General features: G+C 73.6%; 17 protein-coding genes and 1 tRNA gene. 8 read left to right on the top strand and 10 right to left on the bottom strand.

Going from position 1 to position 22,968, the window contains the following annotated elements:
- Nucleotides 1-16: 16 nt before the first annotated feature.
- On the top strand, nucleotides 17-766 hold the full coding sequence (locus ACIQG9_RS27625; RefSeq protein WP_400407929.1) for a TetR/AcrR family transcriptional regulator: 750 nt from the start codon (nucleotides 17-19) through the stop codon (nucleotides 764-766).
- A 993-nt stretch (nucleotides 767-1,759) separates the two neighbouring features.
- On the opposite strand, the gene ACIQG9_RS27630 is transcribed toward ACIQG9_RS27625, so the two are convergent.
- A tRNA-Ser gene (locus tag ACIQG9_RS27630) sits at nucleotides 1,760-1,846 on the bottom strand.
- A 75-nt stretch (nucleotides 1,847-1,921) separates the two neighbouring features.
- Between ACIQG9_RS27630 and deoD the strand changes: the two genes are divergently transcribed.
- Entirely contained in the window at nucleotides 1,922-2,629 is a 708-nt protein-coding gene (deoD, locus tag ACIQG9_RS27635) for a purine-nucleoside phosphorylase (RefSeq protein WP_400407931.1), read from the top strand.
- Nucleotides 2,630-3,289: 660 nt separating this feature from the next.
- Here the strand turns inward: deoD and ACIQG9_RS27640 are convergent.
- The 4 genes from ACIQG9_RS27640 to ACIQG9_RS27655 all read right to left on the bottom strand — a co-directional run bounded on the left by ACIQG9_RS27640 (nucleotide 3,290) and on the right by ACIQG9_RS27655 (nucleotide 5,484).
- Complete coding sequence (locus tag ACIQG9_RS27640) at nucleotides 3,290-3,919, bottom strand: nucleoside deaminase (RefSeq protein ID WP_400407958.1); 630 nt, start codon at nucleotides 3,917-3,919, stop codon at nucleotides 3,290-3,292.
- A 301-nt stretch (nucleotides 3,920-4,220) separates the two neighbouring features.
- Entirely contained in the window at nucleotides 4,221-4,751 is a 531-nt protein-coding gene (locus ACIQG9_RS27645) for a tRNA adenosine deaminase-associated protein (RefSeq protein WP_400407933.1), read from the bottom strand.
- Between the two features lie 115 nt (nucleotides 4,752-4,866).
- Nucleotides 4,867-5,034 carry a hypothetical protein gene (locus ACIQG9_RS27650; protein WP_400407934.1) on the bottom strand — a complete coding sequence of 56 codons (168 nt, stop codon included), beginning with the start codon at nucleotides 5,032-5,034 and terminating at the stop codon, nucleotides 4,867-4,869.
- Nucleotides 5,035-5,106: 72 nt separating this feature from the next.
- Nucleotides 5,107-5,484: a hypothetical protein gene (locus ACIQG9_RS27655; protein ID WP_400407960.1), complete on the bottom strand. Its 378-nt coding sequence runs from the start codon at nucleotides 5,482-5,484 to the stop codon at nucleotides 5,107-5,109.
- A gap of 194 nt (nucleotides 5,485-5,678) precedes the next feature.
- Between ACIQG9_RS27655 and ACIQG9_RS27660 the strand changes: the two genes are divergently transcribed.
- The 3 genes from ACIQG9_RS27660 (at nucleotide 5,679) to ACIQG9_RS27670 (ending at nucleotide 10,797) form a co-directional block, all read left to right on the top strand.
- Complete coding sequence (locus ACIQG9_RS27660; protein ID WP_400407936.1) at nucleotides 5,679-6,413, top strand: M23 family metallopeptidase; 735 nt, start codon at nucleotides 5,679-5,681, stop codon at nucleotides 6,411-6,413.
- 312 nt (nucleotides 6,414-6,725) lie between these two features.
- The gene (locus ACIQG9_RS27665; RefSeq protein WP_400407938.1) at nucleotides 6,726-9,653 is read left to right on the top strand and encodes a glycosyl hydrolase; all 2,928 of its coding nucleotides are present in this window, start codon (nucleotides 6,726-6,728) and stop codon (nucleotides 9,651-9,653) included.
- A 73-nt stretch (nucleotides 9,654-9,726) separates the two neighbouring features.
- Complete coding sequence (locus tag ACIQG9_RS27670; RefSeq protein WP_400407940.1) at nucleotides 9,727-10,797, top strand: PHP domain-containing protein; 1,071 nt, start codon at nucleotides 9,727-9,729, stop codon at nucleotides 10,795-10,797.
- Nucleotides 10,798-10,833: 36 nt separating this feature from the next.
- Here ACIQG9_RS27670 and ACIQG9_RS27675 read toward each other — a convergent pair whose 3' ends face one another.
- Entirely contained in the window at nucleotides 10,834-11,811 is a 978-nt protein-coding gene (locus ACIQG9_RS27675) for a DMT family transporter (RefSeq protein WP_400407942.1), read from the bottom strand.
- Between the two features lie 144 nt (nucleotides 11,812-11,955).
- On the opposite strand from ACIQG9_RS27675, the gene ACIQG9_RS27680 reads away from it, so the two are divergent.
- Entirely contained in the window at nucleotides 11,956-12,546 is a 591-nt protein-coding gene (locus ACIQG9_RS27680; RefSeq protein ID WP_400407962.1) for a Uma2 family endonuclease, read from the top strand.
- A gap of 52 nt (nucleotides 12,547-12,598) precedes the next feature.
- The gene (locus tag ACIQG9_RS27685) at nucleotides 12,599-14,269 is read left to right on the top strand and encodes a DUF885 domain-containing protein (protein ID WP_400407944.1); all 1,671 of its coding nucleotides are present in this window, start codon (nucleotides 12,599-12,601) and stop codon (nucleotides 14,267-14,269) included.
- A gap of 138 nt (nucleotides 14,270-14,407) precedes the next feature.
- On the opposite strand, the gene ACIQG9_RS27690 is transcribed toward ACIQG9_RS27685, so the two are convergent.
- The 3 genes from ACIQG9_RS27690 to ACIQG9_RS27700 all read right to left on the bottom strand — a co-directional run bounded on the left by ACIQG9_RS27690 (nucleotide 14,408) and on the right by ACIQG9_RS27700 (nucleotide 18,196).
- Nucleotides 14,408-15,913 (bottom strand): DUF6114 domain-containing protein, encoded by a 1,506-nt coding sequence (locus ACIQG9_RS27690; protein WP_400407945.1) that lies wholly within the window; start codon nucleotides 15,911-15,913, stop codon nucleotides 14,408-14,410.
- Nucleotides 15,914-15,973: 60 nt separating this feature from the next.
- Nucleotides 15,974-16,588 carry a DUF6230 family protein gene (locus ACIQG9_RS27695; RefSeq protein ID WP_400407947.1) on the bottom strand — a complete coding sequence of 205 codons (615 nt, stop codon included), beginning with the start codon at nucleotides 16,586-16,588 and terminating at the stop codon, nucleotides 15,974-15,976.
- 387 nt (nucleotides 16,589-16,975) lie between these two features.
- Complete coding sequence (locus tag ACIQG9_RS27700; RefSeq protein WP_400407949.1) at nucleotides 16,976-18,196, bottom strand: DUF3068 domain-containing protein; 1,221 nt, start codon at nucleotides 18,194-18,196, stop codon at nucleotides 16,976-16,978.
- 112 nt (nucleotides 18,197-18,308) lie between these two features.
- On the opposite strand from ACIQG9_RS27700, the gene ACIQG9_RS27705 reads away from it, so the two are divergent.
- Nucleotides 18,309-19,505, top strand: coding sequence for an acyltransferase family protein (locus ACIQG9_RS27705; RefSeq protein ID WP_400407950.1), 1,197 nt, complete (start codon nucleotides 18,309-18,311; stop codon nucleotides 19,503-19,505).
- Here the strand turns inward: ACIQG9_RS27705 and ACIQG9_RS27710 are convergent.
- Nucleotides 19,433-22,968: alpha-(1->3)-arabinofuranosyltransferase family protein (locus ACIQG9_RS27710; protein WP_400407952.1), on the bottom strand; the 3,536-nt coding region annotated here is incomplete at its 5' end. The two genes, ACIQG9_RS27705 and ACIQG9_RS27710, sit on opposite strands and share 73 nt — an antisense overlap.

Genomic DNA, 22,968 nt, shown 5'->3' on the forward strand with positions numbered 1-22,968 from the left:
ACGAGGAGACTGCAACGTGGCGGAACAGCGGCTTCCCCCCGTGGTGGCCCGGATGTGGGGCCGCGAGACCAGCCCCAGACACGGCCCCCGACCCAGCCTCGACCTGGCCAGAATCGTCGACGCCGCGATCCGGATCGCCGACCGCGACGGCCTGGAGGGGGTGAAGATGAGCAGCGTCGCCACTGAGGTCGGGATGGCGACAATGTCGCTGTACCGCTACGTCGGCAGCAAGGACGAACTGTTGTTCGTGATGGCGGACGCCGCCACCCCCGAACCACCGGCGCTCGACGGGCGGACCTGGCGCGCCTACCTCACCGACTGGACCCGGGCCAACCGGGACCTCCTGCTCAGCCGGCCCTGGCTCCTGACCCTCGGCCAGTACGCCCCACCCACCGGACCCCGGTCGCTGCGCTGGCTCGACCGCGCGCTCGCCGCGCTCGCCGACACCGGACTCGGCCACGGCGAACGGATCAACATCGCGACCACCCTCACCGGCTACGCCGCCCGGCAGGCTGCCATGGCCCACGCCCTGAACAGCACGGCCGGCACCGGCACCGACGACTCCATCGCCGGCCTGGCCGAGTACGGCGACATCCTCGCCCAGGTCCTCGACCCGGACGACTACCCGGAACTGACCGCCGCCGTACGAGCGAAAGCGTTCGGCATCGCCGGGGAGTGGATCGACGACGCCGACTTCACCTTCGGGCTCGACCTGCTCCTCGACGGCATCCAGGCGCTCATCGCCCGAGGGGCGCGGCTAGCCTGAACTCAACCCGGCCAGGGACCGGTGCGGCCTCGTCCGCCAGGCTGTCGCGAGGCCGTACACGGAGGCGGTGGAGCACACGCCCGCGAAGCGGCACGGCACGTGCGGGAACGGCACGGCACGCGCGGGCACGGCGCGACACACGCGGGAACGGCACGGCACGCACGAAAGCGGCACGGCACGCACGAAAGCGGCGCGGCACGGCACGCGCGGGCACGGCACGCGCGGGCACGGCACGGCACGGCACAGGACTCTTCCGGGCGGCCCGCCGGCATCGCCTACCACGCGTGCGAGGACGGTGCGGCACGTGCGCGAAAGCGGTGCGGCACGTGCTGGAGCGGCGCGGCACAGGACGCCTCCGGGCGGCCCGCCGACACCGCCTACCGCGTGCGAAAGCGGCGCGGCACGTGAACGCAGGCGGTGCGGCACACGTGCGCGAGAACGGTGCGGCACACGTGCGCGAAAGCGGTGGGGCACGTGCGGAGGCGCGGGGCCGGCAGAGCGCGATGCGTTGCGTTTAGCGCGGCGGGGTGGCCGGCGCCGGGTCGGAGTGCCCGGCGGCGGCACGAGCCCACGCATGATCGACTCCGTTTCCCCGATATAGCGGTATCCAGGGCAGTGGGACACCGCCACATCGGGGAAACGGAGTGGATCAACGAATGCGGACCGGGCCGGGGCGTCTCCGGTGCACCTCGGAGGCGCCAGGTCGGCCAGCGTCGACTCGTCGCCGATCATGCCGATGAACTGCCGCTTCCGGGGAGGTACTGCCGCGACACACGCCCACAACCAGGGCTGGCGGGCGGGCTGGCTGGCTGGCTGGCTGGCTGGCTGGCTGGCTGGCTGGCTGGCGGACACTAACCGGCTCCGGGGCGGCCGGTGTGGCATGACGCCCGGCACGCTCCGCCACTCACGCTGCCAGCTCTTCGGAACTGGGACCGGAACGCGGAACGCCCGGCCGACCTCACGGATCGACCGGGCGTTCTCGCTGTTCACGAGCGGTGGCGGCGGGATTTGAACCCGCGGAGGGCGTAAACCCTCACACGCTTTCGAGGCGTGCTCCTTAGGCCACTCGGACACGCCACCGCCGACGAGGGTACAGGACCGCCGGTCTGGATGCCGAACCGGTATCCGCGCAGCCGGCCTGGCAGGATCTTTGCCATGAGTACGCACATCGGCGCGAAGCCGGGCGAGATCGCCGAGCGGGTCCTGATGCCGGGCGACCCGCTGCGGGCCAAGTGGATCGCGGAGACCTACCTCGAGGACGCCACGTGCTACTCGACGGTTCGGGGCATGTTGGGCTTCACCGGCCGCTGGAACGGGGTCGACGTCTCTGTCCAGGGCTCCGGCATGGGCATGCCGTCCGCCTCCATCTACGCCCACGAACTGATCAACGAGTACGGCGTGCAGACCCTGATCCGGGTCGGCTCCTGCGGCGCCCTCACCGAGGACCTCCAACTCCGTGACGTGGTCGCGGCGATCGGCTCGTCGACCGACTCGAACATGAACCGGATGCGCTTCGACGGGCTGATCGACTACGCCCCCGTCGCCGACTTCGGGCTGCTGCGTACCTCGGTGGAGGTGGCCGAGCGGCGCGGCATCAACATGCGGGTCGGGCCGATCCTGGCCGCCGACGCCTTCTACACCGACCGGCCGGACCTCTACGACACGCTCGCCGACTACGGCGTGCTGGCGGTCGAGATGGAGTCCGCGGCGCTCTACACGATCGCCGCGAGGTTCAAGGCCCGCGCGCTGACCATCCTCACCGTCAGCGACCACATCAAGACCGGCGAGAAGACCACCTCCCAGGAGCGCGAGCAGACGTTCGGCCAGATGGTCGAGATCGCCCTGGACACCGCCATCGCCTGACCCTGTTTCCCGACCTGTGGCGGGTCGCGGCGCCCCACCCAAGGGACACCGCGACCCGCCGCATCCCACGGCTCCAACCCGGCCGGCCCACGCCGCACCGCACCACGCCGCACCGCACCGCACCGCACCGCACCGCACCGCACCGCACCGGCGCATCCAACCCAGCCCGGCCCACTCCGCCCTATTCGGGTCCGACCGGCCCTGACCCGGTCCCGGGTGGTGGTGTTGGCGCCGACGACGGCGGGGTTTCCGGTCGACCGGCCACTCCACCCCGTCCCCTTCCGATCGCCCGGCCACCCCGCCCTCGACCCCTCCGGTCGACCGGCCACTCCACCCCGACCCTTTCCGGTCGCCCGGTGCAGCCAGCAAGATCGCGCTCGATCCTGGATGTAGTGGTGTCCCACGCCCCGTGAGGCCGCTACATCCATGATCGAGCGCGATCATGAGACGCGCGAGCACCCTGAAGGCCATCCCAGGACCACCTCCAGGCCGCCCAGGCGGGGCCAGGCGGCCAGGCGGGGCAGCCGGGCGGGCGGTCAGGCGGGCGGCCGGGCCGGGCGGTCAGGCGGGGCGGCCGGGCCGGGCGGTCAGGCGGGGCGGCCGGGCCGGGCGGGGCGGTCAGGCAGGGCGGCCGGGTATGAGTCAGCGAAATGGGATGGGTCAGCGGAAGAAGGCGCGGAGAACGGCGGCGTTCTCCAGCTCCAACACCCCGCCGTAGACCTCGGGACGGTGGTTGAGGCGGCGGTCGCGGAGGACGTCCCAGAGCGAGCCGGCGGCGCCGGTCTTGGGTTCCCAGGCACCGAAGACGACGGTGGAGATCCGGGCCAACACCAGGGCGCCGGCGCACATCGTGCACGGCTCCAGCGTCACCACCAGGGTGCAGTCGTCCAGCCGCCAGCGGCCCAGCCGTTCGGCGGCCCGGCGCAGCGCCACCACCTCGGCGTGGGCGGTCGGGTCCCCGGTCAGCTCCCGTTCGTTGCGTCCGACGGCCAGCTCGGTGCCGTCCGGGCCGTAGACCACCGCGCCCACCGGCACATCCTCGACCGCCAGGTCACCCCCAGCAGCCGCGCCGACCCCACCGGCCGCCGCAGCAACGTCGCCGATCCCGCCGACCCTGCTGCGTACGGCAGAGCCACTGGGCGCGGCAGAGCCGCCGACCGCGTCGACCCTGGCAGAGCCGCCGACATTGCCGGCCCCAGCAGAGCCGCCGACCGCGCCGAACCCGGCAGAGCGATCGACCGCCTCGGCCGGTGCCGGGCCGGTGACGGCGATCTCCAACGCGCGGCGCATCCACAGTTCGTGCCGCTGCCGGCGGCCGGCGGACCCGGGGTCGGCCAGGCCCTCCGCCGCGCCGGGGCCGACCCGTCCGGCCGCGCCGGGAGTGGGCTGACCCGGTCGTACGGTCCCCAGGGCCGGATCGGTCGCGTCGACCGGCTCGACGGCACCCGTCGACGGTGAACCCCCACCGGCCAGGGCCGGCCCGCCACCCGCCGACCCATCCACCGGTGCGCCACCCGTACGGGGGGAACCAGTGGGGGTCGGGGAGGACCCGTCACCCTCCGGGGCCGCTCCGCCGGGAGCCGGTGGAGGGTCAGACCTCACGCAGCTCCTCGACCTCGTCGACGCAGCCCAGCACCTCGCACACCTCGGCGGTGACGTCGGCCGGGAGCATTCCCTCGTGGGCGCTGAGCCGGAGCAGGCGCTGGGCGGAGATGCCCAGGTCGGCGAGGATGTCGGCGTCGCCCACCGGGTCGGCCTCCGGGTCCACCGCCGGCTGTTCGCTCTCCTCGTCGCCGCTGGAGGTGGCCGACGGTGGCTCGTCGACGTCGTCCAGGCCGGTCACCGAGGTCTTGAGGTCGCCGACCAGCAGCGCCCCCAGCCGGGACTCCTCGGCGTACGCCGAGTCGGAGCCGAAGACCCGCAGGTCCTCCCCCTCGTCCAGACGCAGGATCACCAGGTAGGCGTCGTCGGCCTCGACGAAGAGCAGCGACAGGTCGGCGTCCGGTTCGACGTCACGCAGTCGCTCGGCGACCTCGTCGAGGTCGGTGGTGCCCCGCAGGTTCACCTCGGCGGCGTTCCAGCCGCCCTCGTCGCGCACCACGGCGGCAGCGAAGTACGACACGGTCCCCCCAATGGCCTCGGCACAGCACGCCGACTCGTTACGCGTGCACGTTAACCGGTCGGGTCGGCAGGCGACCGGTCAACGCCCCGAAGGAGCGGTCAATCGGGGAAAGTCGTCAGCCTGCGACGCGGCGACGGGTGGCGATGAGCTGGCGCAACCGCTCGGTGCGTTCCCGCTGCGGCCGTTCCCGCTGTCGTACCGCGCGGGCTCCCGCCAGCTCGGCGAGAATCTGCAGGCGGCGGCGGCTCCGCTCGGAGTCGAGCCGCGGGGTGGTCCAGGCCATACGAAGAGCGTCCCCAGTCGCAGCGGGTACGTCAAGACGGGGCGCGAAACGGAGCCGCGCAACGACCCAGGGTCACCACATCGGCCAGTCGGCGCTGGTCGCCCAGCGCACCACGACGATCGCGAACGCGATGCTCCAGCCACCCCCGGTGACGATGGCGACGCCGGTGGCGACCCCCCGGTCGCCGTACCGGACCAGGGTCAGCGCGGCGAGCCAGGCGACCGCCCCGGCGACCACGGTCCACCAGGCATAGCCGGGGACGTCCCGGCCGAGCAGGCCGAAGAGCAGCAGCCAGGCGGCGGCCAGCGCACCGCCCGCGGCCACCCCGGCACCGGTGATCGGGTGCGGTTCCCGCCAGGTGGGCCGGCGCGGCGGACCGGAGGGGAACAGGCCGGACGGGATGTGCGGTAGCTGCGCGGGTCCACCCGGGTGGCCGGGCTGGCCGTTCACCGTCGTCACTGCTCCCCCTCTCCGGGCCGGCGCCGCGCCGGGTGGGCCGGCGGACCGGCGGCGGGCCCCGGGCTACCGGCGCCCAGGTCGGCCGTTTCCTGGTGCCGCCGGCAGGTCACCCGGATCGGGCAACGGGCCGGTCCGGCGCTGCTGTCGGCGCGCCCTCCACCGTATCCGTCTGCCAGGATGTCCGGATGTCCTCCCGATCGTCCGACCTACGTCGCCCGCGTCCGGCGTACCCCGTCCTGCTGCTCGCGGCGGCGCTGCTGGGTGGCTGCGGGACCGGCGGGCGGCCGGCCTCGGCGCCGGTCTGGGACAGCCCGAGCGGCGTGACGACCGCCGACCAGCCGGCGGCACCGACGGGGACGCCGTCGCCCGCGCCGGACCCGGCCGCCCTACGCCGGGTCTTCCCGGTACGGGCGGCGAACGTCGCCTACCAACCGACGCACTCGGGCTACCCGGGCACGGACATCTTCGCCGACTGCGGGGAGCCGGTGGTGGCGGTCACCGACGGGACGGTCCTGGAGGTGAGCCGGGTGGACCGGTTCGACAAGCGGGGGCCGCTGGGGCCGTACAACGGTGGGTTGTCGGTCTCGCTGCTGGGCGACGACGGGGTGCGGTACTACGGGTCGCACCTGAGCGTGATCAGTGCGGGGATCGACGCGGGGGTCCGGGTGCGGGCCGGTCGGCAGCTCGGCGAGGTGGGCCGGACGGGGAATGCGAACAACGTCTGCCACCTGCACTTCGGACTGTCGCCGAAATGCACCGGGCACGACGACTGGTGGATCCGGCGGGGGGTGGTCTGGCCGGCGGGGTACCTGGACTCGTGGCGCGGGAAGGGCAACCGGTCGCCGGTCGCGGCGGTGGCCGCCTGGGAGCGCAAGAACGGCTGCCCACGGGCACCGAAGGGCACGTCGAACGCGGGCTGAACTGCCCGCCGGGGTGGCCGGGAAACCCGGGCCGGGCGACGGCCGGGATGGCCAAAGAACCGGGGCCGGGCAGCGGCCGGGATGGGCCCGAGAGCCGGGGCCGGGCAGCGGCCGGAGTGGCCGGAGAACATGGGTCGCACGGCAGGTCCGGGGGCGGGTAACGGGTGTGTCATCCGATGGACACATTGACGTGGGTCTTGCTCGTCGGTTAGCGTCCGCTGGAGAGAGCGCTCTCTCAGCGAACTAACCTCCGGAATTCCGACGAACCGCGCCAGCCGATCCGACCGGTTCGGGTCGCGCGGAGGAGGCACGATGACACCCCCCGCACCCCACCGCCGCACCCCCTGGGTGCTCGCCACCACCACCGCGCTGGCCGTCCTCGTCGGCGGCCTCACCCTCACCACCGCCGGCACCCCCGCCGAGGCCGCCGCCGTCGGCGCCGGCAGCTACACCACCGACCCGGTCGGCCCGCTGCCCACCGGCTGCGGCACCCTCTCCACCAACCCCCGCCAGTTCGCCACCGCCAACGCCCCGGCCGGGCCGGTCCCCACCAACGACTGGTGGTCGTCCCTGCTGTGGAAGAAGACCAACTGCGCGTACAGCGAGCCGCTGCACGCCCATCCGCTGTCGTACCAGACGTTCGGCGACGGGTTGGGCTTCTCGGCGCCGTCCACCGCCACCGTCAGCGGCACCCCGACCGGGGTCGGCGAGTACAAGTACGCCTACGCCGAGGACATCCGGGTCGGCGTCGCCGCGCTCGGCGTCCCGGTCGTCAAGGTCGACGGCTGGTCCGACTGGACGGTCACCCCGTACTGGAGCGACGGCGTCCGGACCCTGCGGGCCACCATCGGGCACGGCCTGCCGTTCGCCTACTTCCAGGCCACCGGCGGCGACGCGCAGATCAACCCGACCGGGGGCAGCGCCACGGTCTGGTCCAACAGCGGCGCCACCATCGGCTTCACCGTCCGGGGCCACGACTACGTCGCCTTCGCCCCGACCGGGGCGAGCTGGACCGTCGCGAACGGACGGATCACCTCCACGCTGGCCGGCAAGGGCTACTTCTCGGTCGCCCTGCTGCCCCCCACCACCGACGCCACCGCCCGCGCCGAACTCGCCACCAGCTACGGCCGGTACGCCCACGCGCACGTCACCGGCACCCGGGTCGGCTACACCTACGACCCGGCGACCAGCACCGTGAACACCACGTACTCGTTCACCACCACGCCCCGGGAGGGCACCGCCACCCAGACCGTGGTCAGCCTCTACCCGCACCAGTGGAAGGCGCTGGCCGGCAGCACGCCGCTCACCGCGACCTACCCGTCGGCGCGGGGCCGGATGAAGGTGCTGGCCGGCGTGACCGCCTTCCGCACCGCGATGAAGTTCCACGGCGTACTGCCGGAGCTGCCCGCCGTCGGCACCGGCTCCGGGGCCGACCTGACCCAGCTCCGGGACCAGCTCGCCGCGGTGCGCGGCAACCCGATGGACCAGCGTGGCGGGGACACCTACTGGACCGGCAAGGGCCTCGGCCGGGCCGCCCGGATCGCCGAGATCGCCGACCAGGTGGGCGACACCGAGACCCGCACCGCCGCGCTGAACGCCATCCGCAGCACGCTGACCGACTGGTTCACCGCCTCGCCGGGCAAGACCGCCCGGGTCTTCTACTACGACCGCAACTGGGGCACCCTGATCGGCTACCCGGCGTCGTACGGGTCCGACCAGGAACTCAACGACCACCACTTCCACTACGGGTACTTCATCGCGGCGGCGGCGACGCTGGCCAAGTTCGACCCCACCTGGGCCAGCCAGAACCAGTACGGCGGCATGGTCGACCTGCTCATCCGGGACGCCAACAACTACAGCCGGGACGACACCCGCTTCCCCTACCTGCGCGACTTCGACATCTACGCCGGCCACGACTGGGCCGCCGGCCACGGCTCGTTCAACGCCGGCAACAACCAGGAGTCCTCGTCCGAGGGGATGAACTTCGCCAACGCGCTGATCCAGTGGGGCCAGGCCACCGGCAACACGGCGGTACGGGACGCCGGGGTCTTCATCTACACCACCCAGGCCGCGGCGATCCAGGAGTACTGGTTCGACGTCGACGACGAGAACTTCCCCACCGCGTTCGGGCACTCCACGGTCGGCATGGTCTGGGGTGACGGCGGGGCGTACTCCACCTGGTTCAGCGCCGAGCCGGAGATGATCCAGGGCATCAACATGCTCCCGGTCACCGGCGGCCACCTGTACCTGGGCTACCGCCCGGCGTACAACAAGACGAACTACGCCGAACTGGTCCGCAACAACGGCGGCGAGCCGACCGTGTGGCAGGACGTCCTCTGGCAGTTCCTCGCTCTCGGCGACCCGGACGCGGCGCTGGCCAAGCTCCGGGCCAACCCCGGCTACACCCCGGAGGAGGGCGAGAGCCGGGCGCACACCTTCCACTGGATCCGCAACCTGGCCGCCCTCGGTCAGGTCGACACCACGGTCACCGCCAACCACCCGCTGGCCGCCGTGTTCAACCGGGGCGGCGCCCGCACCTACGTGGCCAGCAACATCACCGCCGCACCGCTGACGGTGCGTTTCTCCGACGGCACCAGCCTCACCGTGGCCGCCGGGAAGACCGCCACCACCGGGGCGTACACCTGGAGCGGCGGCAACGCCAGCGGCGGCCCGACCCCCACCCCGACCTCGACGCAGTCGCCGACGCCGACGCCGACCAGCCCGAGCCCCACCCCGACCAGCCCCAGCCCGACGCCGACCACGCCACCGGCCGGCTCACCGACCCGGTACCTGCTGCCCGGCGGCGGGCTCGGGACGGCCGGCAGCGCGGCGACGGCGACGGTGCCCGGCAGCGGTGGCGGCAACCACGACGGCACCCCGTACAACCCGGTGGTGTTCACCGCGCGGGGGCTGAACCTGGCGTACGCCGGGGGGCAGACCGGCTTCGACCTGTTCCTCGACGCCGGCCAGTCGGTCGGCAACGGGGTGCAGGCCCGGGTCTCCTACGACCTGACCGGTGACGGCACCTTCGACCGGGTGGAGACGTACCGGTACTTCGCCACCGACCCGGTGCCCGGCTACGAGCACTACACGCAGGGCGCCGGCCTGGTCGCCGGCGTCGGCACGCTGGGCAACCTGTCCAACGGCACGGTGCAGGTGGAGGTCTGGTCGGCGATCGGGGTCAACCCGTCCACCCTCGGCATCGGCAACCAGTCGGTAGTGCGGCTGCCGTACTCCTGATCCGACGTACCATCACCCACCCGCGCCGCCGGTCGTCCCCCGACCGGCGGCGCGGGCGCGTAGGTTGCATCCCATGAGCGCCAGAGATCCCGTCGCCGACCTGCGCCGGATCGCGTTCCTGTTGGAGCGGGCCAACGAGGCCACCTACCGGGTACGCGCGTTCCGCTCGGCGGCCACGGCCCTCGCCGCGCTGCCGACGCGGGAGGTGACCGAGCGGGCCCGCGCCGGGACGCTCACCGAGCTGCCCGGGGTGGGCGACGTCACCGCCCGGTGCGTCGCCGAGTCGCTGGCCGGCGAGGAGCCGGTCTACCTGCGCCGGCTGGTCGCCACCGAGGGCACCGATCTCGGCGAGGCGGCCGGCGCGCTGCGGGCGGCGCTGCGCGGCGACTGCCACACCCACTCGGACTGGTCCGACGGCGGGTCGCCGATCGAGGAGATGGCGCTCGCCGCCGTCGAGCTGGGTCACGAGTACCTGGTGCTGACCGACCACTCGCCCCGGCTGAAGGTGGCCCGGGGCCTCACCGCCGACCGGCTGCGCCGGCAGCTCGACCACGTGGCGGCGGTGAACGCGGCGCTGCCCGAGGGTTTCCGCATCCTCACCGGGATCGAGGTGGACATCCTCGCCGACGGCTCGCTGGACCAGGACGAGGAGCTGCTGGCCCGGCTGGACGTGGTGGTCGGCTCGGTGCACAGCGGGCTGGGCGACGAACGGGCGCGGATGACCCGACGGATGCTCACCGCGATCGGCAACCCGCACCTGGACATCCTGGGCCACTGCACCGGCCGGATGGTGTCGTCCCGGCCGGCCGGGGTGACCGGGCCGGGCGACCGGGGGCACCGGGCGCGTACCCGCAAGGAGAGCGACTTCGACGCGGACGCGGTCTTCGCCGCCTGCGCGGAGCACGACGTGGCCGTCGAGATCAACTCCCGGCCGGAGCGGCAGGACCCGCCGAAGCGGCTGATCCGGCAAGCCCTGGAGGCCGGCTGCCGGTTCGCCGTCGACACCGACGCGCACGCCCCCGGGCAGCTCGACTGGCAGCGGTTCGGCTGTGAACGGGCGGCGCTGTGCGGCGTACCCGCCGACCGGGTGGTCAACACCTGGCCGGCGGAGCGGCTGCTGGAGTGGACCCGTACCCGCTCCTGACCGTCCGACCGCCGGATCCACCGGCGGGTGGGCGGGTCAGCGGGCTGCGGGCTCCGCCGCCGGGACGGCGGGCACACCGGCGACGGCCGTACCCGGACGACGCCGGCCGACCACACCCTGCGCCACCGCGACCCCGAGCAGCACGATCAGCGCGCCGACCGGCTGGTGCCAGTTCAGCCGCTCGCCGAGCACCACCGCGCCGATCAGCACCGCGAAGATCGGCACCAGGTAGGTCACGGTGGAGGCGGTGCTCGCCCCGGCCAGCCGGATGTTGCGCAGGTTGATCACGAAGGCCAGCCCGGTGCCGAGCGCGCCCAGCGCCAACACGCTGGCGACGACCGGCAGCGACAGGCCGGTCGGCACCGGTGGCGCCCCGGCCACCAGCGGCGCGACGATCGCGAGCTGCGCCGTGGCGACCAGTAGCTGCGCCGCCGACAGGGACAGGCCGGAGTGGGAGCTGCCGGCGATGAACTTCTTCTGGTACGGGATGGCCACGCCGTAGCAGGCCGCCGCGCCGAGGCACATCAACTGGCCGGTGAAGTGCGCGCCACCGACGCCCTCCCAGACACCGAGCACCACCAGTACGCCGAGGAAGCCCAGCCCCAGCCCGACGGCCGACCGCGTGGTCAGCCGCTCGGTACGGAAGGCCAGCACCGCCAGCGGCAGCACGATCAGCGGGGTGGTGGCGTTCCAGATGCCGGCCAGCATCGACTCGACCCGCTGCTCACCGAAGCCGAAGAGGGTGAACGGGATCGCCACGCCGAACGCCGCGACCACCACCAGGTGCGCCCAGACCCGGGGCTCGCGGGGCAGCCGGTCGCGGAGCAGCACGAGCACCACCAGCAGGGTGGCCGCGCCGGTGGCCACCCGGTAGAGGGTGAGGTGCAGCGGGTGCAGCTCCTCGATGCCGACCTTGATGAACAGGAAACTGGAACCCCAGATCGCGGCGAGGGCGAGGAAGCCCGGCAGCCAGCTACCCAGCGCTGCCCGGTCAGGAGTGGTGTGCGAGGTCACCCCTTGCACTCTGCCCCAGCGGTACGACGAAGTCGCGCGTTTTCCGGACCCCGTGGTCAGGGTCACGGCGCACCCCGGCGGTGGCGCGGAACGTGACCGCGGCCGGCTCGTTGACCAGCCCGGAGGTGTCCCCGGTTGAAGCTCGTGACGCGCCGTTCCGACCCGACGGTCGACCCGGACTCCCGATGGACGATCCAGCGCGCGGAACGCCACCTGCCGGTCGGCGCGCTGGCCGGGGCCCGCCACGAGTGCCTCGACGGGCGGCTGGTGGTCACCCCGTTCCCGCCGGCCATCGAGAGTGTCGCGACGGCGACCCTGGCCAGCGCGTTCGTCCCGGCGGCCGAGGCGGCCGGGCGGCACGTGTTCGGCCGGGTCAACCTGACCTTCACACCGACCTGCTGGATCCAGCCGGACGTGACCGTCCTGCACGCCCTTCCGGCGACCGACGACCAGGAACGCTGGGTGCCGGCCGCGCTGTGCACGATGGCGGTGGAGTTCGTCCGGCCTGGCGAGCGCCGGGACCCGGTGGACCGCCGTCGCCGCTGCGCGGCGGGGGGTGTGCCCTGGTTCCTGCGGGTGGAGCTGGACCGGCGACCCCAGCGGACGACGGCGACGCTGCTCACCCGGGACGCCGGTGCGGGCTACGCCGTCGTGGGTCGGGCGGTCGGCGGGCAACGGCTGCGGGCCCGGGCTCCCTTCCCGATCGACTTCGCCCCGGCCCGGTTGCTGCCCTGAACACGACAAACGCGGTCGACAACCACGCCGGGCGGTCACGTAGGGTCGCAGCGTGGGACGAATCGATGACCTCGCGAACCGGTACGTGGCCGACTGGGCACCGCTGAGCCCGACCGGCGCCACCTACGTCGGCATCGCCGGCTACGACGACCAGCTCGACGACCTCTCGCCCGCCGGCTACGAGGCGCGGGCGGAACTGACCCGGCGCACCCTCGCCGACCTGGAGGTGACCGAGCCGGAGTCCGAGGCGGAGCGGACCGCCAAGGAGGCCATGCAGGAACGCCTCGGCCTGGACCTGGCCCGCTACGACGCCGGTGAGGTCACCAGCGAGGTGAACGTCATCGCCAGCGGGCTGCACGAGATCCGGATGGTCTTCGACCTGATGCCGACCGAGGGCGAGCAGGCGCAGGCCGACGTCGCGGCCCGGCTCAACCGCTTCGCCGGCACGCTGGAGGGCTACAAGACCACCCTGCGGGAGGCCGCCGCGGCGGGCCGGGTCAGCTCCAAGGTGCAGTTGGTCGAGGTGGCCAAGCAGTGCGACGTCTGGACCGACCCGGACGGCGACAACTTCTTCCACGGTCTGGTGCAGCGGCTGGGTGCCGACGGCACGCTCGGCGCGGAGCTGCGCCGGGGTGCGGCGGCGGCGACCGCGGCGACCGCCGAGTTCGGCCAGTTCCTCCGCAACGAGTTGGCCCCGCACGGTCGGGACAAGCAGGCCGCCGGCCGCGAGCGGTACGAGCTGGCCTCGCAGTACTTCCTCGGCGCGAAGGTCGACCTGGACGAGACGTACGCCTGGGGTTTCGCGGAGCTGGCCCGGCTGGAGGCCGAGATGCGGGTGGTGGCGGGCCGCATCGTCGGTCCGGGTGCCACCGTCGACGAGGCCGTGGCCGCCCTGGATGCCGACCCGGCGCGGACCATCCAGGGCAAGGAGGCGTTCCGGGACTGGATGCAGGCGCTGGCCGACAAGGCGATCGGCGAGCTGCACGGCACCCACTTCGACATCCCGGAGCAGGTCCGCCGGATCGAGTGCTGCCTCGCCCCGACCAGCGACGGCGCGATCTACTACACCGGGCCGAGCGAGGACTTCTCCCGCCCGGGGCGGATGTGGTGGGCGGTGCCGCAGGGCATCACCGACTTCTCCACCTGGCGTGAGGTGACCACCGTCTACCACGAGGGCGTCCCCGGCCATCACCTCCAGGTCGCCCAGACGGCGGTCCGGGCGGAGCTGCTCAACCGCTGGCAGCGGCTGCTCTGCTGGGTCTCCGGGCACGGCGAGGGCTGGGCGCTGTACTCGGAGCGGCTGATGGACGACCTGGGCTACCTGGAGGACCCGGGCGACAAGCTGGGCATGCTGGACGGGCAGGCGTTCCGGGCCGCCCGGGTGATCGTCGACATCGGCATGCACCTGGAGCTGGAGATCCCGAGGGACAACCCGTTCGGCTTCCACCCGGGTGAGCGGTGGACCCCGGAGCTGGGTTGGGAGTTCATGCGGGCGCACTGCCGGGTGCCGGACGAGAACCTGCGCTTCGAGCTGAACCGCTACCTGGGCTGGCCGGGGCAGGCTCCGTCGTACAAGGTGGGCGAGCGGATCTGGCTCCAGGCCCGGGAGGAGGCGAAGGCCCGCAAGGGCGCCGACTTCGACCTCAAGGAGTTCCACCGGCAGGCGCTCGACCTGGGTTCGCTCGGGCTCGACCCGCTGCGCCGGGCGCTGGCCCGCCTCTGAGCCGGGCCGCCGCACCGGGCTGGAGCTGGATGGGCCGGGCCGCTGCGCCGGGCTTGAACCGGATGGGCCGCCGCTGCGCTGGGTGGGCCGGGGGCGGGCGGGTGCCCGCCCCCGGCGCACCTGGTGGTGGGACGGAGGTCAGGGGACGCTGAGCGCCAGCGACGGCTTGGCGGTCAGCGTGTCGGAGTCGACGAACGCCAGGTCGATCGCCGGATCGGTGAAGGTGATCGGGATCGGCGAGGTGATCGGGATGCCGTCCGGGAACGGCAGGTCCGGCGTGAGCGTGATCTTGATGCCGAGCAGCCGGCCGACGAACCGGGTGGCGTAGAAGGCCACGTCACCCTGCACGGTCAGCTCGTCGGTGACGTACTGCTGGTGGCGGCCGGCCGGCCCGTCCGCGACCAGCGTGAAGTCGGCGGTCACCGCCTTGTCCATGCTGAACTTCAACGCCTCCAGCGGGCCGTCCGAGGTCGGCAGGTCGACGATCCCCTCGAACCGCAGGCCGGTCATGGTGACCGTGGAACCGGTGAGCTTGGACGGCCGCCGGGCCACCCTCGGCTGCCCCGGTTCGGGGGCGATCCTCGGCAGCAGCCGGCCCGGTCGCACCGTGCCGGGCCGGGTGGGCCTCCCGGGGGTGCAGGTGGCGCCGGAACGGGTGGCGGTCGGTGTCGGCCGGGCGGTGGGCGTCGCCTTCGGGCCCGGTGTCGCGCTGGCGCTCGGTGACGGGGCGGCGCTCGGCTCGTTCTTCCCGCCACCGGTGAGCAGGTCACCGATGCCGTGCAGGAGGTCGGTGAGGATGTTGCCGCCGGCGGTGGCTGTCGGGGCCGGGTCGGCGCTCGGCGTGGCCGACGGGGCGACGGTGTGGCTGGCCGACGGGCGCGGGCTGGCGGTCTTCGTGGGTGGCGTCGACGGGCAGGCGGTCGCGGCCGGGGGCGGGGCGGCCCGCACCGGTTCCGGTCGGGCGGCCACCAGCCCGCCGGCGGTCAGGCCCAGCACCACCAGCGCCACCGCGAGGTAACGCGGGTCGCGGGCTGCCGCCGGGCCCTCCCGGTACGCCGCATCGGGCGGGTGCCCGCCGTCCGCCGGCATCAGCTCGTCGGCGAGCGTCGGCCGGCCGGCGTCGGTGCCGGCGTCGGTGCCGTCCGGGCCGGGGTGGCCGGCCCCGGAGCCGGCGGCCGTCCCGGAGCCGGCGGTGTCCGGCGAGGTGTCGACGGTGTCCGGCGGCGTGCCGGCGCGGGCCGGGGCGGGCCGGTGGGTCGGGGTCCAGGCGAAGCCGAGGGCGCTGCCGACCAGGCCGAGCAGCAGGCCGAGGAAGAAGCCGCCGAGGTTGAGTCCCATCAGCGAGTAGATCGTGGTGACTGCGGCGACGATCGAGTAGAACAGCCGTTGCCCGGGGCTGAGCCAGAGCAGCAGCCCGCAGGTGAGCAGGATGATCGGGATGAGCAGCGAGTAGAGCCCGGTCGCACCGGACTGGAAGCTCAGTCCGTTGAGCGTCATCCGGGTGGAGGCGAACATCTCCACGCCGGCGAGCACGGTGAACAGGCCGCCCCAGAACGGCCGGCTCCCTCTCCACCGGCGGAAGCCCCGCCACCCCCGGCCGAGACCGCCACCGGCCCGGACGTGCTGCGGTTGCGCGGTTGTCACGTACTCCTCCTGGGCAGCGGGGACGGGGGGACGACGACGGGGCCCACCGCGGGCCACGGGTCACTCGCCCTCGAAGCACTCCTTGCCCTTGGCGGCGTCCCCGACGTTGACCTTGAGTCGGAGCCCGGTCAGGTTGAAGGTGGCCGCCGTGGTGTATCGGGACACCTGCCGCAGGCCGGTGATGGTGACGTGCTGGGCGTCCTGGCCGAACGAACCGGCCTGCGCGGACGGGTTCAGGTCGGTGGCGTCCCGGCCGATCCGGATGTTGCTGAAGGTGGCGTTGCCACCCAGGCTGTCCATCGCGATCATCATGTCCTTGGCGGTGGCCGGCTTGTCGTCGCCGGCGTTGATGGTGAGCACCACCGGCAGGCCGGGCAGGTCGGCGCGGACCGACTGGCAGAGCTTGTAGAGCTCGGCGCTGCTGATCTCGGAGAGGGCGACCGGGTGGACCCTGCCGTTCTTCTCCTTGACGATCCCGCCGTACTGCGTGAAGCCGTCGCCCTCCAGGCGTTCCGCGCCGATCTTGAAGGTCTGGCCGGAGACGGTGATGTCGGAGGCGATGGCGCCGCTCTGCATGCCGAACAGGATGGCGCCAACGGCGGCCGTGGCGGGCACCATCATCGCGGCGAAGCGCCGCCACCGGGTACGCCCCGGGTTGTCGATCCGATCCTGCACGGACTTCCTCCTCGGTGGCGGCGGTGCGCTGTCGGGTGGCCGGCCGGTCGGCGGTGGGCCCCGGGCCGGGCCGCACCACCTGTTACCGGCGGGTAATGAGGGGTTCGGCCTGATGGTGCACCCGCTGAGGTGCGGATCACAAGACCCCACCTACCTGCCGGTAACACCCGGCGGTCAGGACGGATCGTCGCATTCACGCTGAGTACAGCGAACCCCCAGGAAGCGACCCACCCAAAGCTTCCAAATAGGACCAGGCGGGCGAACCATCGTCACGCTGGGCTGCGAGGCCATCGACACGTTACGATTCCGTAACAGACGCCCGAGCTGGCCCCGGAAACGCGGCGGGCGGGCCGGAATCCCGGCCCGCCCGCCCTGCCCCACGGAAAATCAGTGCTTGCCGGCCTCGCCCTCGGTGGCCTTACGCGGCGCCGGAGCCGACTTCTCGTCGGTACGCCAGTTCGTCGACGCGGGCGGGATCTCGTCACTCAGCGGGCCGCCCTGCCGCTCCCCGGCGGTCACCGGCTCGGCCTCGCGGACCTCGGCCGGCTCCGCCACCCGGGTGGGGGTGTCGACCGGGGCGTCGTCCGCCCGGTGCCGCGCCTCGCCGGCCGTGGCAGCACGCCCGGAGACGATCAGCCAGAGGCCCAGCAGCAGCACCAGCGCGCCGAAGGCCGCCAGGCCGATCGGCAGGGTACGGCCGATCAACTGGAGCTTGTCCCGGGTCTCACCGGCCGACTTCACGCTGTTGGCGATGGTCGGGTCGTCGTAGACGAAGTCCGCGTCCAGCAGGGCGACCGGCGCACCCGCGTTCGGTACGAAGTTCTTCTTCTGCTGCTCGCGCACCTTCACGAAGTTGCCGCTGACCGGCTCGATCCAGATCGTCCGGGTGTTGCTGTAGGTGACCTTGCCGGTGGTCGCCCCCGGGGCCAGCGCGCCGGCCAGCGCGGTGAGCGAGCCCTCCGGGGTGGCCAGGTCGATCTCCGGAATCCGCTGCACGTACCGGTACGCCTCGGTGCCGTTGACCTGCTCGGTGCCGTCGAACTCGATCGGCAGCCCCTTGCGCAGGTCACGGTCGAAGTAGGTGTAGTCCTTCCGCTCCGCGTGGAACGGGAACTTGTAGGTCTGCCCCTCGAACGTCACCGAGTCGTCGGTGCCGCTCGGACCGTCGGTGTCCAGGTACTGCTTGTCCCAGGCGCGGGCGACGGCCGTCTTCCGGTCCAGCGCGAACTCGGCCGCGTACTTGCTGACGACCGAGCTGTTGTCGGTCCGTACGACCGTGCCGTAGACGTCCCAGACGACCGCCTCGCCCGCCAGGTCGCCGGTCATCTCCTTCTCGGTCGTCGCGGCCTGCGGCACCACCTCGGTGGTGGCCTTGAGCTGACCGGTCTGGATCGTCGGCTTACCGTCCAGGACCTGCATGTACGTGGCGTTCTCGGCGACCGCGACGCTCGCCTTCAGGCAGCCGTCCGGCTTGCCGGTGGCGTTGCAGAACGTCAGGTCGTACGGCAGCTTCGTCACCGACGGAGCCACGTAGTAAGCCGTTCCCGCAGCCACCGCGAGAGACAAGACGCCTACGCCGAACAGCACGGCACCCAGGCGAGCCTTCACTGATCCTCCTAACAAAGACAAGTCAGCCGGTGTCCGGCGAGAGTTCGGGGATGTAAAACTTGGCCGCACGTTACTCCCGGGTTACATATTCACGCGACCCTCTGGACGGTTGATGTCTGTTCCGATTCCCGATCAGGCCCTGCGGCGGCTGCCCGCGCTCGACGCCGTACGGGTGATCGGGGCGCTCGCCGTCGTGGGACACCACGTCGGTTTCGCCACCGGACGCAACACCGGTGACGCCGCCGTCGGCGCCTGGCTGTCCCGGCTCGACGTGGGTGTCGCGGTGTTCTTCGTCCTCTCGGGTTTCCTGCTGTTCCGGCCGTACGCGCACGCGCAGGCGACGTACCGGCGACCACCGGCCACCGGTCGGTACCTGTGGCGGCGGGCCGCCCGGATCCTGCCCGCCTACTGGGTCGCCGTGGTGACCTGCCTGCTGGTGCTGCCGCAGAACCGGCCGGCGTCGACCGGCGACTGGCTGCGGCACGCCACGCTGACCCAGATCTACCAGCACGGGCAGTTGAGGCACGGGCTCAGCCAGACCTGGAGCCTCGCCACCGAGGTCACCTTCTACCTGCTGCTGCCCGTGCTGGCCACGTTACTGCTCGGCCGGCGGCCCCGCCCCGACCGGGTGTTCCGGATCGCGGTGGCCGCGGCGGTGGTGACCGGCGGCTGGGTGGCGCTGATGGGGTGGGGCGTGCTGAGCCTCGGCCTGCACACCATGTGGCTGCCCTCGTACGCCGGCTGGTTCGGTGCCGGGATGGCCCTGGCCAGCGCGCACGTCGCGCTGTGCACCGGCCGGGGCGAGCGCTGGCGCTGGCTGGACGACCTCGGCCGGGCCCCGCTGGCCTGCTGGACGATCGCCCTGGGCGCGCTGGCCGTCGCCACCACCCCGGTCACCGGCCCCCGGGACCTGGCCGAGCCGACCGCCGGCCAGTTCGCCACCAAGCTGGTGCTCTACCTGGTCGTCGCGGTGCTGCTGATCGTGCCGGTGGCGTTCGGCCCGCAGACCCGCACCAAGGGTGTCTTCGACAGCGTCATCGGCCGGTGGCTCGGCCGGGTGTCGTACGGGCTCTTCCTCTGGCACCCGTTCGTGCTGGAGGGGATCTACCTCGTCGACGGGCGGCCGGAGTTCACCGGCGACCCGCTCGGCACCTTCCTGCTCACCGTGGCCGGTGGGCTGGTCCTGGCGACGGTCAGCTACTACGCGATCGAGCGTCCCTGCCAGCGCTGGGGCGGTCAGTGGCCGGGTCGGCGGCGCAGCACCAGCGAGAGCCAGAGCAAGGTGGCGGTGGCGACCGCGGCGAGCTGAGGCAGCCAGGCGGTGTGCCCGCCCCGGGTCGCCGCCCACCAGCCGGCCACCGCGAAGCAGCCCACCGGCAGCCAGCGGACCGTGGCCTGACGCAGCCGGTACATGCCCCGCCGGTCCGGCGGGTGCAGGTGCGGCTCCAGCGCCCGGCCGGCCAGCACACCGACGAGGACCAGCAGCGCCACGCCGACCGCCGCCGGGCCGCCGAACAGCAGCAACGCCCCGCCGCCGACGAGCCCGGCGAGGAACCGGCCGCGCCGCCTCCGGGTCGCCGCCACCACCGGGGCCGGGGTACGCCGCGACGGCAGCACCGCCAGCAGCGCGACCCCGGCGAGCAGCACCGCCCCGGCGCCGAGCGCCAGCACGTACCCGTGGTCAGGGGCGAACCGGAGCGTCACCTCGCCGGAGAAACCGGCCGGGACCAGCCAGCCCTGCTGCCAGCCGTCCACCACGAACGGGGTGAGCGTACGGCCGGCGGCGGCGGCCACCCAGCCCGCGTTGGCGTTCTCCCGCAGGGCCAGCACCCGCTGGCCGGGGTAGCCGTCCAGCCGCAGCACCCGCCGGGTGGCCGCCCAGTCGTCGACCCGGAGCACGGTCCGGGTCGCCGCGGGCTGCCCGGTGCCGCCCGCCGTACCGCCGGTGCCGGTGGCCGCCTCGTCGCCGGTGGCGGTGGCCTCGTCACCGGTGGTGGTGCCGGGGGCGACGGTCACCGGGGTGAGGGCGAGCTGGGTCGGTACGGAGAGCCGGTTGCCCGCCGCCACCACCCGGGTCTCGCCGTCGGTCAGGCGCAGCGGCTCCGCCGCGTCCGGGCCGCAGGGCACCGCGGTCACCTCGCGCAACTCCAGCAGGTCCCGCCGGTTGGCGACCAGCGCGGTACGGCGCTCGGTGCCGGCCACCGTCACGGTCGGACCACTGCCGCAGGGCAGCGGGACCCGCTTCGCGGGGTCGGCCCGGGTGACCGGGGTGGCCGGCAGCACGGTCAGCTCACCCACCCCCACCGGCAGGTCCTGGGTCAGCCGCCGGTACGGGTCGTACGACGCGGCCGGGACGACGTCGGAGATCAGCACGGTGATGTCGTCGCTGCGCATCGGCCGGTCGAAGAGGAGCGTGCCGCCCTCGTCCAGCACCCCGCCGCGCATCCCCTCGTCGCCGATCACGGTGACCCGCCACGGGCGGGAAGCCGCCGCGGTGGGCGGCAGGGTGATCCGCAGGCCGCTGACGGTACGGGCCTTCGGCCAGGTCAGCCGCAGCCACGGCTGCCGGTCGGAGTCGGCGGCGTACCAGGTGGTCGCCGGGTCGCCGTCGACCGCCGCGCCCGGCCGGGCGGCCGGGTGGGGCACGCCCACGGTCGAGGCGGCCACGGTCGGGGTGACCCCGGTGGCGACCGCCGCCGCGCCACCGGGGTCGAGCAGGGTGTTGAGCGCCGCCCCGGGCCGGGGGCGGACCCGCAGCCCGAGCTGGTAGTCGGCCCCGACGGGCAGCCGCACGGTGCGGTCGATCCGGTCGCTGTCCTCGGAGCCGCGGGCCAGCCCACCGTCACAGATCGGCCGGCCCTCGTCGAAGACGCACGCCGGGGTGGACGGCGCGGCGCCGAACACCATCGAGGCGGGCCGGTCGGTGGCCGGCGGGGCCGGCACCACGAGGGTGCGGGCGGCCTCGACACCGGGGATGACGAGTTCGGCGATGCCCACCCCGCCGAACCCGGCCCGGACGTCGAAGACCTGCTCGACGGTGACCCGGACGAACCGGGTGGGGTAGCCGTCGGGGAGGGTGACGTCGACGGTCGGCCCGGCGGTCGCCGCCGTGGTCTGCTGCCGGCCGGCGGTGACCGTGATCTTCGTGGGCAGCGAGTCGGCCCCGGCGTCGAAGGTGATCCGTAGTTGCCGGACGACCTGCGGACGGGCCAGCTCCACCTCGAACCACTGCCCCCGCGCCAGGGTGCCCGGCGCCGACCGCCAGGAGGTGCTCAGGTCACCGTCCACCGCCGCGTACGGCTGGTGTTCGGGACGCCCGCCGCCCAGCGGCTGCGCCTGCGACCAGGAACTGGACGCGGAGACCCCGCCGATGCCGAGGTAGCGCACCACCGTCGACTCCCGCTCGGCCCAGTCCGGCAGGTAGTCCCGGGCCGGGGCGTCGAGCTGGGGACGTTGCCGGGGGGTCAGGGTCGCCGAGGCGTTGTCGTGCTGCTGCCCGAAGGCCACCTCCCGGCGGCGCAGCCCGTCGGTGAGCGCCACCGGTCCCTCGCCCAGCTCCGTCGGGCGGTCCCCGGCCAGCACCGTCGGCGCGGCGGAGAGCCGGCCGGCGGCGGCCAGCGACAGCAGCGACTCCGGTCCGCCGACCACGGTGGTCAGGTCGGCCGCGTCGTACGCGACGACCTGGTCGACCGCGCGGCGGACCTCGTACACCTCCAGTGCCTGGACCCTGACGTCCAGGCCCCGGTCGACGAAGTTGCCGGGGAGCTGGCCGCCACCGACCTGCGGGCCGAACCCGCGTATCGGGTGGATGCCGGGCGAGCGCAGCAGCGCCTGCCGGACCACCACCGGCTGGGTGGCGCCGCTGTGGCCGTAGTCGAGGTCGGAGCGGAGCAGCAGGTACTTCACGCCGGAGCGGGCGAGCAGGTCGGCCAGCCCGGCGGAGCCCTGCCCGTTGGCGAGCGCGGACTCGACGGTGTCGAGCAGCCGGATGGTGCCGGGTGGGGTGAGGGGCACCGAACTGCGCACCGCCCACGGCCGGTCCAGCAACGGCTGGGTGATCTCGTCGCTGGGGCTGCCCCACAGGTAGCGGGGGAACCGGGCGGCCGGCACCACCAGCACCCGGTCGTCGTCGACGGTGCGGTCCAGCCAGTCCGACGCCTGCTGCCAGTAGCCGGGTACGCCGTGGAAGCTGCCCGGGGCGGCCAGCCCTCCGCCGAGCGCGGGCGCGGCCACCGCGGCGACCGCGACCAGGGCGGTGCCGGTGACCAGGGCGGCGCGCAGCCGGACCGGCTGGAGCATCCTGGGCAGCACGCCGGCCAGCTCGGGCCGGTCGCCGGTGCGGGCGGCCCGCAGCACCAGCCCGACCAGGTGGGCCAGGCCGAGGATGAGTGGCAGGCGGAGCACCACGTCGAACTTGTGCACGTTGCGCAGCGGCGCGCCGGCCGCGTCGAGGAAGGTGCGCTGGGTCTGCGCGCCGAACCCGTCGAGCTGGCCCAGGTGGCCGAGCCCGACCAGGGCCAGCCCGACCAGCAGCCCGGTGACCAGGAACCGCCGGTACGGCATGCCCCGGCGGGCCAGCCCGGCGATGCCCAGCCCGGCGACCAGCAGGGTGGCGATCACCAACGGCTGCTCCGTGGCGAGCCGCCAACCGGCCGTCCACGGCGGCCCGTACGCCCCGTTGAGGTAGGCGTGCCAGTGCGACGCGCCGCGCAGCACGGTGGTCGCGTCGGTCGGCGCGGTGGTCACCGGCGCGGTCTCGATGTAGTCGAGGA

Origin of the sequence: Micromonospora sp. NPDC092111 (assembly GCF_044755745.1) — a bacterium.
Taxonomy (GTDB): Bacteria; Actinomycetota; Actinomycetes; order Mycobacteriales; family Micromonosporaceae; genus Micromonospora.